We start from the raw sequence: 14,209 nt of genomic DNA on the forward strand, positions 1-14,209 counted from the left end.
GAACGGCGCCCCGCGCGGTGAGGATGAGGGCATGGGATTCCATGTCGATTCCGAGGCCGGGCGGCTGCGCCGCGTCATCCTGCACCGCCCCGATCTGGAGCTGAAGCGGCTCACCCCCAGCAACAAGGACGCGCTCCTGTTCGACGACGTGCTGTGGGTGCGCCGCGCCAGGGAGGAGCACGACGGTTTCGCCGATGTGCTGCGCGACCGAGGCGTGGAGGTCCACCTCTTCGGCGAACTGCTCCGGGAGTCCCTCGACATCCCGGTGGCGAGGAGGCTCGTCCTGGACCGGGTCTTCGCGGAGAAGGAGTACGGCCCGCTCGCCACCGAGCATCTGCGCGCCGCCTTCGAGGAGCTGCCCGCAGGGGAGCTGGCCGAGGCCCTGGTCGGCGGGATGACGAAGCGGGAGTTCCTGGAACGGCACAGCGAACCGACCTCGGTCCGCTTCCACGTCATGGATCTGGACGACTTCCTGCTCAGCCCCCTGCCCAACCACATCTTCACCCGCGACACCTCCGCCTGGATCTACGACGGTGTGTCCATCAACGCGATGCGCTGGCCGGCGAGACAGCGCGAGACCGTGCACTTCGAGGCGATCTACCGGCACCACCCCCTCTTCACCGGCCCCGACGCCGGAGTCTTCCACCACTGGTCACAGGGCCAGGACGACTACCCGTCCACCATCGAGGGCGGTGACGTCCTGGTCATCGGCCGGGGTGCCGTCCTGATCGGGATGAGTGAACGCACCACTCCCCAGGCCGTGGAGATGCTGGCCCGAGGGCTCTTCGACGCCGGGTCGGCCCGGACGATCGTGGCGCTCGACATGCCCAAGCGGCGGGCGTTCATGCATCTGGACACGGTGATGACGATGGTCGACGGGGACACGTTCACCAAGTACGCCGGACTCGGCATGCTGCGCTCCTACACGATCGAGCCCGGCGCTGGTCCACGTGAGCTGAAGGTCACCGACCATCCCCCGGAGCACATGCACCGTGCCATCGCCGCCGCGCTCGGCCTCGACAGGATCCGGGTGCTCACCGCCACCCAGGACGTGCACGCCGCCGAGCGGGAGCAGTGGGACGACGGCTGCAACGTGCTGGCCGTGGAGCCCGGGGTCGTCGTCGCGTACGAGCGCAACGCCACCACCAACACGTATCTGCGCAAGGAAGGCATCGAGGTCATCGAGATCCGGGGCAGCGAGCTGGGACGGGGCAGGGGCGGCCCCCGCTGCATGAGCTGCCCCGTGGTGCGCGATCCCGTGTGAGGCGGGGCCGGAGCGCGGAGCGCAGGGAGGCGCGGCACGCCCTGTATAGCAATACGGTGTCTCGTATAGACTTCCAGGACACCTGTCCGCATGCCCTCAGTCCGACCCAGGAGCAGTGACCATGGCCATAGACCTCACAGGCCGCCATTTCCTCAAGGAGCTGGACTTCACGGCCGAGGAGTTCCGCGGCCTGATCGCCCTGTCCGCCGAGCTCAAGGCCGCCAAGAAGGCGGGCGGTGAGGTGCAGCGGCTGCGTGGCAGGAACATCGCGCTGATCTTCGAGAAGACCTCGACGCGCACCCGCTGCGCCTTCGAGGTGGCAGCCGCCGACCAGGGTGCGTCCACGACGTACCTCGACCCCTCCGGCTCCCAGATGGGACACAAGGAGTCGGTCAAGGACACCGCCCGGGTGCTCGGCCGGATGTTCGACGGCATCGAGTACCGCGGCGACAGCCAGCAGGCCGTCGAGGACCTGGCGGTGTACGGCGGTGTGCCGGTCTTCAACGGGCTCACCGACGACTGGCACCCCACCCAGATGCTCGCCGACGTCCTCACGATGACCGAGCACAGCGCGAAGCCGCTGGAGGAGATCACCTTCGCCTACCTGGGTGACGCCCGCTTCAACATGGGCAACTCCTACCTGATCACCGGGGCCCTGCTCGGCATGGACGTCCGGATCGTCGCCCCGGCCGCCTACTGGCCGGCGCCGGAGATCGTGGACCGGGCCAACAAGCTCGCGGAGTCCAGCGGGGCCCGCATCACCCTCACCGAGGACGTCACCGAGGGCGTCCTGGGCGCCGACTTCGTCGTCACCGACGTCTGGGTCTCCATGGGCGAGCCCAAGGAGGTCTGGGACGAGCGCATCGCGGCCCTCTCGCCGTACGCGGTGACCATGGACGTCCTGCGCGCCACGGGCAACGAGGACGTGAAGTTCATGCACTGCCTTCCCGCCTATCACGACCTCGGTACGAAGGTGGCCAGGGAGATCCACGAGCGGCACGGCCTGTCGGAGCTGGAGGTCACCGACGAGGTCTTCGAGTCCTCGCACTCGGTCGTCTTCGACGAGGCCGAGAACCGGATGCACACGATCAAGGCGGTCCTCGTCGCGACACTGGCAGGTGGCGCGCACACCGCATGAACATGCACCCGATTGGGTGAACATGCGCACAAGTGGCTACGATGGTGCTACTTGGTGGGGTTCGGGCTCGCACGCCCGAACCCCTTTTCATGTGCCCCGTCAGGAGCGCGTGGCCAGGTGCGAGCCCCCCACAGGCTCATTCCCCCGCACCACCAGAGAAGAGACCCGTCCCCCCATGAGTCCCGCCTCCTCCACCCCGCAGAGCCCCCCGCGCAGGCCAGGGGCACGCGTCAAGAGTCCCGAACTGCTGCTCGCCGAGTCCGGAGCCGACCTGGAAGGGCACGGCCTGCGGCGCACCATGGGGCTGTTCCAGCTCGTCTGTTTCGGTGTCGGGGCGATCGTCGGCACCGGGATCTTCGTCGGGCTGTCCGACAGCGTCGCCGAGGCGGGCCCCGCCGTGGTGGTCTCGTTCGTCCTCGCTGCCGTGACCTGCATCTTCACCGCCTTCTCCTTCGCCGAGCTCGGCGGCGCCATCCCGGTCTCCGGCAGCTCCTACTCCTTCGCCTACGCCACACTCGGGGAGCGGGTCGCGTTCCTCGTCGGCTGGTGCCTGCTGCTGGAGTACGGCGTCTCGGTCTCCGCCGTCGCGGTCGGGTGGAGCCAGTACGTCAACGAGCTGCTGGACAGCCTCATCGGCTGGAACCTGCCGGCGGCGCTCTCCTCCGGACCCGGTGACGGCGGGGTGATCAACCTCCCGGCGGTCGTCGTGGTGATGATGGCGGCCACGCTGCTGGTGCGCGGCATCAGGGAGAGCGCGGGCGCCACGGCGGCGATGGCGGTGCTGAAGATCGGCATCCTCATCGCGTTCTGCGCGATCGCCTTCACCGCGTTCCAGGACGGACACCTCTCGCCGTTCGCCTCGCACGGCATGGCCGGGATCACCGCCGGTGCCTCGGTGGCGTTCTTCTCGTACATCGGCTTCGACGCCATCACGACCGCCGGTGAAGAGGTCAAGAACCCCCGCCGGAACATCCCGATCGCGATCATGATCTGCATCGGCCTGGTCACGCTGCTCTACTGCGCGGTCGCCCTCGGTGCCATCGGCGCGCTGGGCGCGGACGCCGTCTCCGACAAGCCGGCCGCGCTCTCGCTGGTCGTGGACAAGGTCACCGAATCGAGCGTCGGCGGTGGGATCATCGCCTTCGGCGCGGTCGTCGCCATCGCGTCCGTCGTCCTCGCGGTGATGTACGGCCAGACCCGCATCCTGATGTCGATGTCCCGCGACGGGCTGATCCCCCGGGTCTTCGAGCGGGTGTCGCCCAAGACCCGCACGCCGGTCGCCAACACCTGGATCGTGGCCGTCGTCTTCGCGGTCCCCGCCGCGTTCTCGTCCCTGGACGTCGTCGTGAACCTGACGACCATCGGCACGCTCGCCACCATGGCGGTGGTCAACATCGCCGTCATCGCCCTGCGCCGCCGCAACCCGGAGCTGAAGCGTTCCTTCCGGGTGCCGCTCTATCCCGTCAGCCCGATGCTGGGCGTCGGCTTCTGCGTGTACCTGATGTACGGGACGGGCTGGACGACCTGGGTGCAGTTCGTCGTCTTCCTCGCCGTGGGAGCCCTGGTGTACGCGGGATACGGCCGCAGCCGCTCCCGGCTGGTCAGCCCCGGGGAGCGGGCGGAGTCGGACCCGGCGGCAGGGTGAACCAGACCGCCTTGCCCTGCTCGGTGGGGCGGTGACCGCAGGCCGAGCTGAGGGCACGGATCAGGAGCAGCCCCCGGCCGTGTTCCTGCCACGGGTCCGGTGCGGAGCCGGGCAGGAGGCGGGACAGGTCGCCGGGCGGCCCCGGGTCGTGGTCGTGGACCTCCACCTGGCAGCCGGACGCCATGAGCTCGACCACCAGCTCGATGGGCCCCGCGCCGTCGGTGTGCTCCACGGCGTTGGCGACCAGCTCCGCGGTCAGCAGCTCGGCGGTGTCGCTGTCCGCGGGCGCATCGAGGTCCGCCAGTGCCGTACGGATGAGGGCGCGGGCGATCGGCACCGCGGCCGTCGAGTGCGGCAGGGCGATTCGCCAGGATGAGGGCGATGGCGCGGGGACGTCGGGCGGCAAGGCGGGAGTTTCCGTTCGGGAGCGGGACATCCGGCGGGGGAGCTTCGTTCCGGGGCGGCTGCGTCCGGGATGGCGTCCTCCGTCACCGGAGGGTACGGGGTCTGTACCAGGACTTCCTGCGCTCAACCATACGAAGCGCGACGCCGCAGACATAGAGGCAGTCGACCGTGACAAAGGGGACCTTCGCCACAGTGCCGCCCTATCGCGTACTCATGACGGAAGTCACAGATGAGTGATAGCTTCGAGGCGCATCAGCATCGGCCCGACGGCTGGAGGGGAACCTTCCATGAGCCCGTTCACCGGCTCCGCCCCGCGCACGGAGCGCTGGAAGCATCTGCGCCTCACCACGGACGACGGTGTGGCGACTGTGACGCTCGCCCGTCCCGAGAAGCTCAACGCGCTCACCTTCGGCGCCTACGCCGACCTGCGCGACCTTCTCGCCGAGCTCTCCCGCGAACGCTCCGTGCGGGCCCTCGTGCTTGCCGGAGAGGGCCGGGGGTTCTGCTCGGGCGGTGACGTCGACGAGATCATCGGCGCCACGCTCGCCATGGACACCGCGCAGCTCCTGGACTTCAACCGGATGACCGGACAGGTCGTACGCGCCCTCCGCGAGTGCCCCTTTCCCGTCATCGCCGCCGTCCACGGAGTGGCCGCCGGAGCCGGAGCGGTCCTCGCCCTGGCGGCCGACTTCCGGGTGGCCGCCCCGTCCGCTCGCTTCGCCTTCCTCTTCACCGCCGTCGGCCTGTCCGGCGGTGACATGGGCGCCGCCTACCTCCTGCCCCGTGTCGTCGGCCTCGGCCACGCCACCCGGATCCTCATGCTCGGCGAAGCCGTCCGCGCCCCCGAGGCCGAGCGCATCGGGCTGATCAGCGAGCTGACCGGCGAAGGGGAGGCCGACGCCCGCGCCGCCGCCCTGGCCAGGCGGCTCGCCGACGGGCCGGCCCTCGCCCTCGCCCAGACGAAGGCGCTGCTCACCGCCGAGCTCGACATGCCGCTCGCCGCCTCGGTGGAGATGGACGCCGCCACCCAGGCCCTCCTGATGAACGGCGAGGACTACGCCGAGTTCCATGCCGCCTTCACCGAGAAGCGTCCGCCGAAGTGGCGGGGCAGGTAGCGCGATGCCCTCCTCCGACACAGGACGCATCGCGGTCATCGGCGGCGGACCCGGCGGGCTCTACGCCGCCGCCCTCCTGAAGCGGCTGGACCCCGGCCGCGAGATCACCGTATGGGAGCGCAACGCCCCCGACGACACCTTCGGCTTCGGCGTGGTCCTCTCCGACGAGACGCTCGGCGGCATCGAGCACGCCGATCCCGTCGTGTACCGGGCGCTCAGCGACGCGTTCGTCCGCTGGGACACCATCGACGTCGTGCACCGGGGCGCCACCCTGACCTCGGGCGGCCACGGCTTCGCCGCGCTGGGCCGCCGTACGCTCCTGCGGATCCTGCACGAGCGCTGCGCGTCCCTCGGGGTACGGCTCCGCTTCCGGACCGAGGCGCCGCCCGCCGCAGAGCTCGCGGCCCGCCACGACCTGGTCATCGCCGCCGACGGGGTGCACAGCGCCACCCGCGAGGCCCACGCCCGTCACTTCCGCCCCACCGTCACCGACCACCGCAACCGCTACATCTGGCTCGCCGCCGACTTCGCGTTCGACGCCTTCCGCTTCGAGATCGCCGAGACCGAGTACGGCGTGATGCAGCTGCACGCCTACCCCTTCTCCCGCCCGTCGCCCGACCACGGCCCCTCGACGAGGCCCTTCGGGCCGCCGCGTGAATCCGGCGCCTCCACCGTCATCGTCGAGATGCGCGAAGAGGTATGGCGGGCCGCGGGCCTCGACACCTGCGACACCGCCCGGTCCGCCGAGCACTGCGCCAAGGTCTTCGCCGAGGCTCTCGGCGGCCGGCCGCTGCGCTCCAACAAGTCCTCCTGGCTCACCTTCGCCACCGTCACCAACGCGCACTGGTCGCACGGCAACACAGTCCTGCTCGGCGACGCCGCCCACACCGCCCACTTCTCCATCGGCTCCGGCACCAAGCTCGCCGTCGAGGACGCCCTCGCCCTGGCCGCCTGCGTCGGGGAACAGCCCGACCTGCCCACCGCCCTGGCCGCGTACGAGGCCGAGCGCCGCCCCGTCGTCCTGTCCACCCAGCGCGCCGCCGCGGCCAGCCTGCGCTGGTTCGAGGAACTCCCGCAGTACGTGGACCAGCCGCCCCGGCGCTTCGCCTTCAACCTCCTCACCCGCAGCCGCCGCGTCACCCACGACAACCTGCGGCTGCGCGACCCCGCCTTCACGGAGGCGGTCGAGGCAGAGTTCGGCTGCCCGCCCGGCACGCCGCCGATGTTCACCCCGCTGCGCCTGCGCGGCCTCGAACTCCGCAACCGTGTCGTCGTCTCGCCCATGGACATGTACTCCGCCGTCGACGGGCTGCCGGGGGACTTCCACCTCGTCCACCTCGGCTCCCGTGCGCTCGGCGGCGCCGGTCTCGTCATGACCGAGATGGTCTGCGTGAGCCCCGAGGGCCGCATCACCCCCGGCTGCACCGGCCTCTGGACCGATGAACAGGCCGAGGCCTGGACGAGGATCACGCGCTTCGTGCACGACTCCGGCTCCGGCGCCGCGATCGGTGTCCAGCTGGGCCACTCCGGCCGCAAGGGCTCCACCCGGCTGATGTGGGAGGGCATCGACCAGCCGTTGGACGAAGGCAACTGGCCGGTCAGCGCCGCCTCGCCCCTGCCGTACGCGCAGGGCGTCAACCAGATTCCTCGGGAGCTCGACCGGGCCGGGATGGACGCGGTCAGGGACCGGTTCACCGAGGCCGCCCGGCGCGCCGCCCGCTGCGGTTTCGACCTCCTCGAACTGCACTGCGCCCACGGCTATCTGCTCTCCGGCTTCCTCTCCCCGCTCACCAACCTGCGCACCGACGCGTACGGCGGGGTCCTGGAGAATCGGCTCCGCTTCCCCCTGGAGGTCTTCGACGCGGTCCGCGCCGTCTGGCCCGAGGACCGGCCCATGACCGTACGGATCTCCGCCACGGACTGGGCGCAGGGCGGCACGAGCGACGAGGACGCCGTGGCGGTCGCCCGCGCCTTCGCGGCCCACGGCGCGGACGCCATCGACGTCTCCACCGGCCAGGTCGTCCCCGACGAACGCCCCGAGTACGGCCGCTCCTACCAGACCCCGTACGCCGACCGGATCCGCAACGCCCTGGACGTGCCCGTCATCGCCGTCGGCGCCATCTCCTCCTGGGACGACGTCAATTCGCTGCTGCTCGCCGGCCGGGCCGACCTCTGCGCCCTGGCCCGCCCCCATCTGTACGACCCGCACTGGACGCTGCACGCGGCGGCCGAGCAGGGCTACGCGGGACCGGGCGCCTCCTGGCCGCTCCCGTACCGCGCGGGCAGCCGCACCCCGCCGACGGGCCGCACCGACGCTCCCAGGCCCCGGCTCACGCTTGACTGAGCGTCAGACACTCATGACAGCGGCACGGGCAGGGATGAGGCATGGCCCAGTGCGTGGTGCGGTACTCGACGGACAGCCGGCCGAGCAGGACCGCGACCTCCTCGGCGTCCTGACGGGACGTCCACCAGCCGCCCACCCCGGCCGCCTCGCACAGCCGCAGCACGGTCGGGCTGTGGACCTGCACGGCCCGGAAGGTGTGCAGATTGCGGGTCGACATGTCGATCGTGATGTATGTGCCGGTATGGCGGCCGCGCCCGATCGTGGTCAGCTGCTCGTGACCCGAGCCCGGGTAGGTCTCGATCACGTACACCTTGGAGCCGCCCCGGTAGGACTTGGTCCCGGGCCGCAGCTCCTGGCCACCCTCGCCGTACCGCCTCCACCGCACGACGTTCGCGGCGATCAGCCATGCCTGCCCGGCCGGTATCTCCCCGGCCCCGGCCGTCACTCCGGCTCCGCGGTGATCAGCAGACGGTCGCCGACGGCCTCGTAACCGATGCGCCGGTAGACGCCGTTGCTCGTCGGATTCGCGAGGTCCGTGAAGAGCAGCACCTCCCGGGCGCCCGCGTCCCGCGCCGCGCGGCTGACCTCCGCGGTCACCGCCGCCGCGTAGCCCCGGCCCCGGAGGCCCGGCGGCGTGTAGACGTTCGCCACCCGCACCGTGCCCGCGATCACGCGTGAGACGCCTGCCATCGAGACCGGCTCCCCTCCCGCCTCCCAGAGCGTCAGCCCGCCGTGCGCGGTGCGTTCGTCCACGATCCGCTCCGCCCGGTCGCCCGACTGGCCGGTCTCCTCGCCGAAGTCACGGATCCAGTCGACCAGCAGCGCCCGGTCGGCCGTGGTGGCGGTCCTGGGCCGGCCCGCGGGCGCGGGGGAGGGCGGCACCAACGTGCCCAGCCGGTACAGCCGGTGCTCCCCGTCCACGCGGTGGCGTGGCCAGTGGGCGGCCAGGGCCCGGGCGGTGTCACGGTCCGCGTTGACACCGGGGAGCGGCAGCGCGTCGGCCAGCGGGCCGAGCGCCTCCGGGTCCACCGTGCCCAGGATCGGCACGAAGGGCGGTGTGCGCACCAGCGCCCCGGCCACCTCCCCGTCCGCCCCGCGCCACCAGCCCAGCACCGGTGGCACGGTGCCGTAGGCGTGCGGCCCGCTCGCCCTCAGGGTGGCGGTGACGGTCAGCAGCAGGGTGTTCTCCGCGGGGCGGGCGGCCAGGGACGCCCCGGCCGCGGCCAGGAAGGCGTCCACATCATCGGTGAAGGTCCAGGGCATTGCCTCATCCTGGCGGGTCCCCCGGCCTCGGGTCATCCCGATTTCGCGGGCGGTTCAGGGCCCTCCCGGACGAACCGGGCGCCCGCGTCCCGCAGTCGGGCGTGCAGCAGCCCGAACACCTCCGCCGAGCGCCCGCCCGGCCAGTCCTTCGGCAGCAGCTCCCCGGGCAGTCCCGGGTCCGCGTACGGCAGTTGTCGCCAGGAGTCCAGCGCGCGGAGGTAGTCCCGGTAGGCCTCCTCCGGGTCCGGGGCTTCTCCGCCGGCCCGTGCCTCCCAGGACCGCAGCACCGGCTCCTGCTGTTCCAGGAAGTCCAGGTGGAGCCGGGCGATCGCATCCAGGTCCCACCAGCGCGCCACCGCCTCCCTCGTGGCGGCGAATCCTAGGTGCTCCCCGCGGAACAGATCGACGTACGGGGCGAGTTCGAGGCGCTCCAGCGTGTGCCGGGTCTCCTCGTGAAGACCGGCGGGCGCGATCCACACGCCGGGTGCCGCCGTGCCGAAGCCGAGCCGGCCGAGGCGGGAGCGCAGCAGGTGGCGCTTGTGGCGTTCGGCCTCGGGTACGGAGAAGACGGCGAGCACCCAGCCGTCGCCGGGCAGGGGGGCCGGACGCCGGTAGATCCGCCGGTCTCCGTCGTCCAGCAGCTGCCGGGCGTCGGACGACAGGGCGTACCCGGCCGCCCCGTCCGCCGTCCGGGCGGGGACGAGCAGCCCCCGGCGCTTGAGGCGGGACACGGACGAGCGCACGGACGGCGCGTCGACCCCGACCGCGTGCAGCAGCCGGATCAGCTCGGACACCGCCAGCGGGGCGTTGCCGGGGCGACGGCCGTACGCGCCGTAGAGGCTGACGATCAGGGAACGGGGAGTGTGCTCGGCCACGTGATCACTCTAGAGCGGTGCCGCGCAGCAGGAAGCGCTGGAGCTTGCCCGTCGCGGTCCTCGGGAGCGCGGGCAGGAATTCGATGGCCCGCGGACACTTGTGCGGCGCCAGCTCGGCCTTCATGTGCGCCCGCAGATCGTCGGCCGACAGCAGCGCGCCCTCGCGCGGCACGACGTACGCGGCCACGATCTGCCCGCGCAGGTCGTCGTCCCGGCCCACCACCGCGGCCTCGGCCACGTCGGGGTGGCGCAGAAGAGCCTCCTCGACCTCGGGGCCGGCGATGTTGTACCCGGCGGAGATGATCATGTCGTCTGCGCGGGCGACATAGCGGAAGTAGCCGTCGGGCTCGCGGACATAGGTGTCGCCGGTGATGTTCCAGCCGTGGCGTACGTACACCCGCTGGCGCTCGTCGGCGAGGTACCGGCAGCCGACCGGGCCGCGCACGGCCAGCAGGCCCGGCTCGCCGTCGGGCAGCTCCTCACCGTCGTCGTCCACCACGCGTGCCTGCCAGCCGGGCACGGGGACACCGGTGGTGCCGGGCCGGACTGCCCCGTCGGCGGCGGAGATGAAGATGTGCAGCAGCTCGGTGGCCCCGATGCCGTTGATGATGCGCAGCCCCGTCCGCTCGTACCAGGACCGCCAGGTCGCGGCGGGGAGGTTCTCCCCGGCCGACACGCAGCGGCGCAGCGCGGACAGGTCGTGGCCGTCGAGCGCGTCGAGCATCACGCGGTACGCGGTCGGCGCGGTGAAGAGGACGGAGACACGGTGCGCGGCGAGCGCGGGCAGCAGCTGCTTGGGTCCGGCGTGTTCCAGCAGCAGGGCGGAGGCGCCGGCCCGCAGCGGGAAGATGACCAGTCCGCCGAGCCCGAAGGTGAAGCCGAGCGGCGGGCTGCCCGTGAACACGTCGTCCGGACCGGGCCGCAGGACGTGGCGGGCGAAGGTGTCGGCGACGGCCAAGACATCGCGGTGGGCGTGCATGCAGCCCTTGGGCCGCCCGGTGGTCCCCGAGGTGAAGGCGATGAGCGCGATGTCGTCGGCTGCGGTGTCCACCGCCGGGCAGGGTCCCGGCCGGGCGGCCGCGAGCGCCGCCAGGTCGTCGGGGGAGCCGCCCCCGTACGTCGTGATGCGCAGGCCGGGCACCTCGGCGGCGGCCAGGTCGTCGACGGACCTGATGTCGCAGAGCGCGTGGCCGACACGGGCGAGGGAGCAGATGGTGGCGAGCTCCGACGCCCGCTGCTGCGCCAGCACCGTCACCGCGACCGCGCCGGCCTTCATCACGGCGAGCCAGCAGGCCGCGAGCCAGGGCGTGGTGGGGCCGCGCAGCAGCACGCGGTTGCCGGGCACGACGCCCAGATCGTGCGTCAGCACCAGGGCGATGCGGTCCACCCGGTCCCGCAGCTCCCCGTAGCTCCAGACGCCGCCGTCGGCGCTCCGGAAGGCCGGGCGGTCGGGGCCGAAGCGGTCGACGGTGCGGTCGAGCAGCTCGTACCCGCAGTTCAGCCGGGCCGGGTAGGCCAGCTCGGGGAGGTCGAAGACCAGCTCGGGCCAGTCCTCGGCGGGTGGGAGATGGTCGCGCGTGAAGGTGTCGGTGTGCGCGCTCGCGGTACCTGACGGCTTCATGAAGCATCGCTCCCTGATCCGGCCTGATCCAAACGAAAGACCCTGGTCGCCCTTGGAGCGTATCGTTTGAGTGACGGTAGTCAACGGTCCGCGATAAGTCGTGACAAGAGAGGCGCCGGTATGACGGCATTCTCCCTCGATCCCGGTCAAACCGCCTGGTGCGACGAGCTCTACACCCTCGCCCGCGACGAACTGCGCCCCCTCGCGGAGAAGGGCGAGCCAGGCCATGTCAACCGCCCGCTCGTCGCCGCTCTCGGCGGACTGGGGCTCCTGGACCGGCTCCTCGGCTCGGGAGCGCTCGATCTCTGCCTGCTGCGCGAATCGCTGGCGCGCGGCTGCACCGAGGCCGAGACCGCACTCGCGCTCCAGGGCCTCGGAGCCGGCCCGGTCCGCCTCGCGGGGACCGAGGCCCAGCGCGCGCGTTGGCTCCCCGAGGTGCGCGCGGGACGCGCCGTCGCCGCCTTCGCGCTCAGTGAGCCGGGCGCCGGATCCGACGCGGCGGCGCTCGCCCTCGCCGCGCAGCCGGACCCCGGCGGGGGCGGCTGGCGGCTCACCGGCGAGAAGTGCTGGATCTCCAACGCGCCCGAGGCCGACTTCTACACCGTCTTCGCCCGGACGGGGGAGGGCGTCGGAGCCCGCGGTGTCACCGCGTTCCTCGTCCCCGCCGACCGCCCCGGGCTCACCGGGACGCCTCTGGAGATGCTCTCGCCGCACCCCATCGGAGCGCTGGACTTCGACGGCGTGCCCGTGACCGCCGGCGACGTGCTCGGTGAGCCGGGCCGGGGGTTCCGGGTCGCCATGGAAACCCTGAACCTCTTCCGGCCCAGCGTCGGCGCGTTCGCCGTCGGCATGGCACGCGCCGCGCTCGACGCCACGCTGGAGCACACGGCGCACCGCACCGCCTTCGGCGCGCCGCTCAAGGACCTCCAGGCGGTCTCGCACCAGGTCGCCGAGATGGCCACCCGCACCGAGGCCGCCCGCCTCCTGGTGTACGCGGCGGCGGCAGCCCACGACGCGGGCGAGCCGGGCGTGCCCCGGCGCGCCGCCATGGCCAAGCTGTACGCCACCGAGACCGCGCAGTACGTCGTCGACGCGGCCGTCCAGCTGCACGGCGCCCGCGCCCTGCGCCGGGGCCATCTGCTCGAACATCTCTACCGGGAGGTCCGCGCGCCCCGGATCTACGAGGGGGCCACCGAGGTACAGCGCACCATCATCGCCAAGGAGCTGTACGCGACACAGGAGACGTCCGCATGAATCCGATCACCCGGATCAACCCCGCCGAACTGGCCCCGCCCACCGGCTTCTCGCACGCCGTCACGGCCACCGGCGGCCGGCTGGTCTTCCTGGCCGGCCAGACCGCGCTGGACGGTGACGGAAAGATCGTCGGCGCCACCCTGCCCGAGCAGTTCGAGACGGCCCTGGGCAATCTGCTCACCGCCCTGCGTGCGGCGGGCGGCGCCCCGACAGCCCTGGCCAGGGTCACCGTCTACGCCACCGACGTGGCCGACTACCGCGCCCACGCCCCGGAACTCGGCGAGATCTGGCGGAGGCTGGCAGGACGCGAGTACCCGGCCATGGCCGTCATCGGAACGGCCCGGCTCTGGGACGAACAGGCCATGGTCGAGCTCGACGGCATCGCGGTGCTGGACTGAGGCACCACGTGCGCAGGGGGCGTGCGACCGGCCGGACCGCCCCCTGCCACCATGCGGTGCGGATGAGTACGGCTTGACCAGTACGAGCGCTCCCGGACGGGCGTGCCGAGGAGATGGACCACCAGCTGCGGACCGACTGTGATCCGGAGCAGGTGCTCCTCCTGCGGGCTGTAGTACACGATGCCCGACGGCTGACCCGCCTCCTCGGCCAAGAGCCGCTGATCTGCCCGGCGTTGGAAGTCCTGGAAGGTCCGACCGCTGGTGACGGCCCACAGGGCTGCCGGTGCGACGGTCTCCGCCGTGACGCGCGCGTGCGCAGAGATGCTCCTTGCCGATGATGCCGGCCGCTGACTGGTCGAAGCGGTCGAGAACTTGGGCACATGGACATGGGCCACCGCGCAGAATGGGAAGAGAGTGGCCTCACATGTGCGACACGGCGCTCGCACCCGGAGCCCACACTTGCCCGCCGAAGCATCGGGAACGCCGGTAACACCCGGGTAGCGGCATGCACGCTCCGGAGAGACGCTGGAGGTGCCCGGATACGTTCTCCGGCACACCTGGAGGCGACGGCGATGACCGGCGGACCGCCCCCGTGCACCGTGAACAGGTCCCCCGACGGCGAAGGCCTCACGGTCCGTGACGCCCCGCCCCGCCGCCCGTGCGTCGCCGGAGGCGTCCGGGGCATGCCCGACGAAGTGCCCGACGAACCGCGTCATCTGTCGCTGAACGCCGACCGGGTGCTCCGCGACGGGAGGCGCTCCGGGGCGGCCGTGCCGGAAAGGTCCCACGTCATACCGTGTGACCGCGGGCGGACAGGGCAGACGCGGTCCTGTGACCACAGCGGGACGAGTACCGACCACAGCCGCCGACCGTAACCAGCGGGCGGG

Annotated in this window: 12 protein-coding genes; 7 read left to right on the forward strand and 5 right to left on the reverse strand. The window is 72.0% G+C overall.

Going from position 1 to position 14,209, the window contains the following annotated elements; all coding sequences use genetic code 11:
• Window positions 1–31 precede the first annotated feature (31 nt).
• The 3 genes from OG379_RS29275 (at window position 32) to OG379_RS29285 (ending at window position 4,047) form a co-directional block, all read left to right on the forward strand.
• Window positions 32–1,264 (forward strand): arginine deiminase, encoded by a 1,233-nt coding sequence (locus tag OG379_RS29275; protein ID WP_401631487.1) that lies wholly within the window; start codon window positions 32–34, stop codon window positions 1,262–1,264.
• Window positions 1,265–1,385: 121 nt separating this feature from the next.
• Entirely contained in the window at window positions 1,386–2,402 is a 1,017-nt protein-coding gene (gene argF / locus OG379_RS29280) for an ornithine carbamoyltransferase (protein WP_405665959.1), read from the forward strand.
• 175 nt (window positions 2,403–2,577) lie between these two features.
• Window positions 2,578–4,047 (forward strand): amino acid permease, encoded by a 1,470-nt coding sequence (locus OG379_RS29285; RefSeq protein WP_405665961.1) that lies wholly within the window; start codon window positions 2,578–2,580, stop codon window positions 4,045–4,047.
• On the opposite strand, the gene OG379_RS29290 is transcribed toward OG379_RS29285, so the two are convergent.
• Complete coding sequence (locus OG379_RS29290; protein WP_405665962.1) at window positions 4,004–4,453, reverse strand: ATP-binding protein; 450 nt, start codon at window positions 4,451–4,453, stop codon at window positions 4,004–4,006. The two genes, OG379_RS29285 and OG379_RS29290, sit on opposite strands and share 44 nt — an antisense overlap.
• A gap of 286 nt (window positions 4,454–4,739) precedes the next feature.
• Here OG379_RS29290 and OG379_RS29295 point away from each other — a divergent pair, with 286 nt between their 5' ends.
• Window positions 4,740–5,567 carry an enoyl-CoA hydratase family protein gene (locus OG379_RS29295; RefSeq protein WP_393764631.1) on the forward strand — a complete coding sequence of 276 codons (828 nt, stop codon included), beginning with the start codon at window positions 4,740–4,742 and terminating at the stop codon, window positions 5,565–5,567.
• A 4-nt stretch (window positions 5,568–5,571) separates the two neighbouring features.
• Entirely contained in the window at window positions 5,572–7,911 is a 2,340-nt protein-coding gene (locus tag OG379_RS29300; RefSeq protein WP_405665964.1) for a bifunctional salicylyl-CoA 5-hydroxylase/oxidoreductase, read from the forward strand.
• Here OG379_RS29300 and OG379_RS29305 read toward each other — a convergent pair.
• Genes OG379_RS29305 through OG379_RS29320 form a run of 4 tightly spaced genes read right to left on the reverse strand, consistent with a single transcriptional unit; the run spans window position 7,898 to window position 11,670 of the window.
• Window positions 7,898–8,356: a hypothetical protein gene (locus OG379_RS29305; RefSeq protein WP_405665965.1), complete on the reverse strand. Its 459-nt coding sequence runs from the start codon at window positions 8,354–8,356 to the stop codon at window positions 7,898–7,900. The two genes, OG379_RS29300 and OG379_RS29305, sit on opposite strands and share 14 nt — an antisense overlap.
• Window positions 8,353–9,174 (reverse strand): GNAT family N-acetyltransferase, encoded by an 822-nt coding sequence (locus OG379_RS29310; protein WP_405665966.1) that lies wholly within the window; start codon window positions 9,172–9,174, stop codon window positions 8,353–8,355. Before OG379_RS29310 ends, OG379_RS29305 begins: the two co-directional genes overlap by 4 nt.
• Before the next feature lie 32 nt (window positions 9,175–9,206).
• Window positions 9,207–10,049, reverse strand: a complete 843-nt coding sequence (locus tag OG379_RS29315) for a PaaX family transcriptional regulator C-terminal domain-containing protein (RefSeq protein WP_393764624.1) — start codon at window positions 10,047–10,049, stop codon at window positions 9,207–9,209.
• 4 nt (window positions 10,050–10,053) lie between these two features.
• Window positions 10,054–11,670, reverse strand: coding sequence for an AMP-binding protein (locus OG379_RS29320; protein ID WP_405665967.1), 1,617 nt, complete (start codon window positions 11,668–11,670; stop codon window positions 10,054–10,056).
• A 120-nt stretch (window positions 11,671–11,790) separates the two neighbouring features.
• Here OG379_RS29320 and OG379_RS29325 point away from each other — a divergent pair, with 120 nt between their 5' ends.
• Window positions 11,791–12,924, forward strand: a complete 1,134-nt coding sequence (locus tag OG379_RS29325; protein WP_405665968.1) for an acyl-CoA dehydrogenase family protein — start codon at window positions 11,791–11,793, stop codon at window positions 12,922–12,924.
• Window positions 12,921–13,322, forward strand: a complete 402-nt coding sequence (locus OG379_RS29330; protein WP_401631457.1) for a RidA family protein — start codon at window positions 12,921–12,923, stop codon at window positions 13,320–13,322. Before OG379_RS29325 ends, OG379_RS29330 begins: the two co-directional genes overlap by 4 nt.
• Window positions 13,323–14,209: the final 887 nt, after the last annotated feature.

This window comes from Streptomyces sp. NBC_01166 (assembly GCF_045039765.1).
GTDB lineage: Bacteria > Actinomycetota > Actinomycetes > Streptomycetales > Streptomycetaceae > Streptomyces.

Excerpts from the sequence above, each read along its gene's own strand:
- OG379_RS29300 (WP_405665964.1), top strand. The coding sequence starts at position 5,572 with ATGCCCTCCTCCGACACAGGACGCATCGCGGTCATCGGCGGCGGACCC.
- OG379_RS29295 (WP_393764631.1), top strand. The coding sequence starts at position 4,740 with ATGAGCCCGTTCACCGGCTCCGCCCCGCGCACGGAGCGCTGGAAGCAT.
- OG379_RS29325 (WP_405665968.1), top strand. The coding sequence starts at position 11,791 with ATGACGGCATTCTCCCTCGATCCCGGTCAAACCGCCTGGTGCGACGAG.
- OG379_RS29330 (WP_401631457.1), top strand. The coding sequence starts at position 12,921 with ATGAATCCGATCACCCGGATCAACCCCGCCGAACTGGCCCCGCCCACC.
- OG379_RS29275 (WP_401631487.1), top strand. The coding sequence starts at position 32 with ATGGGATTCCATGTCGATTCCGAGGCCGGGCGGCTGCGCCGCGTCATC.
- OG379_RS29285 (WP_405665961.1), top strand. The coding sequence starts at position 2,578 with ATGAGTCCCGCCTCCTCCACCCCGCAGAGCCCCCCGCGCAGGCCAGGG.
- argF (WP_405665959.1), top strand. The coding sequence starts at position 1,386 with ATGGCCATAGACCTCACAGGCCGCCATTTCCTCAAGGAGCTGGACTTC.
- OG379_RS29320 (WP_405665967.1), bottom strand. The coding sequence starts at position 11,670 with ATGAAGCCGTCAGGTACCGCGAGCGCGCACACCGACACCTTCACGCGC.
- OG379_RS29310 (WP_405665966.1), bottom strand. The coding sequence starts at position 9,174 with ATGCCCTGGACCTTCACCGATGATGTGGACGCCTTCCTGGCCGCGGCC.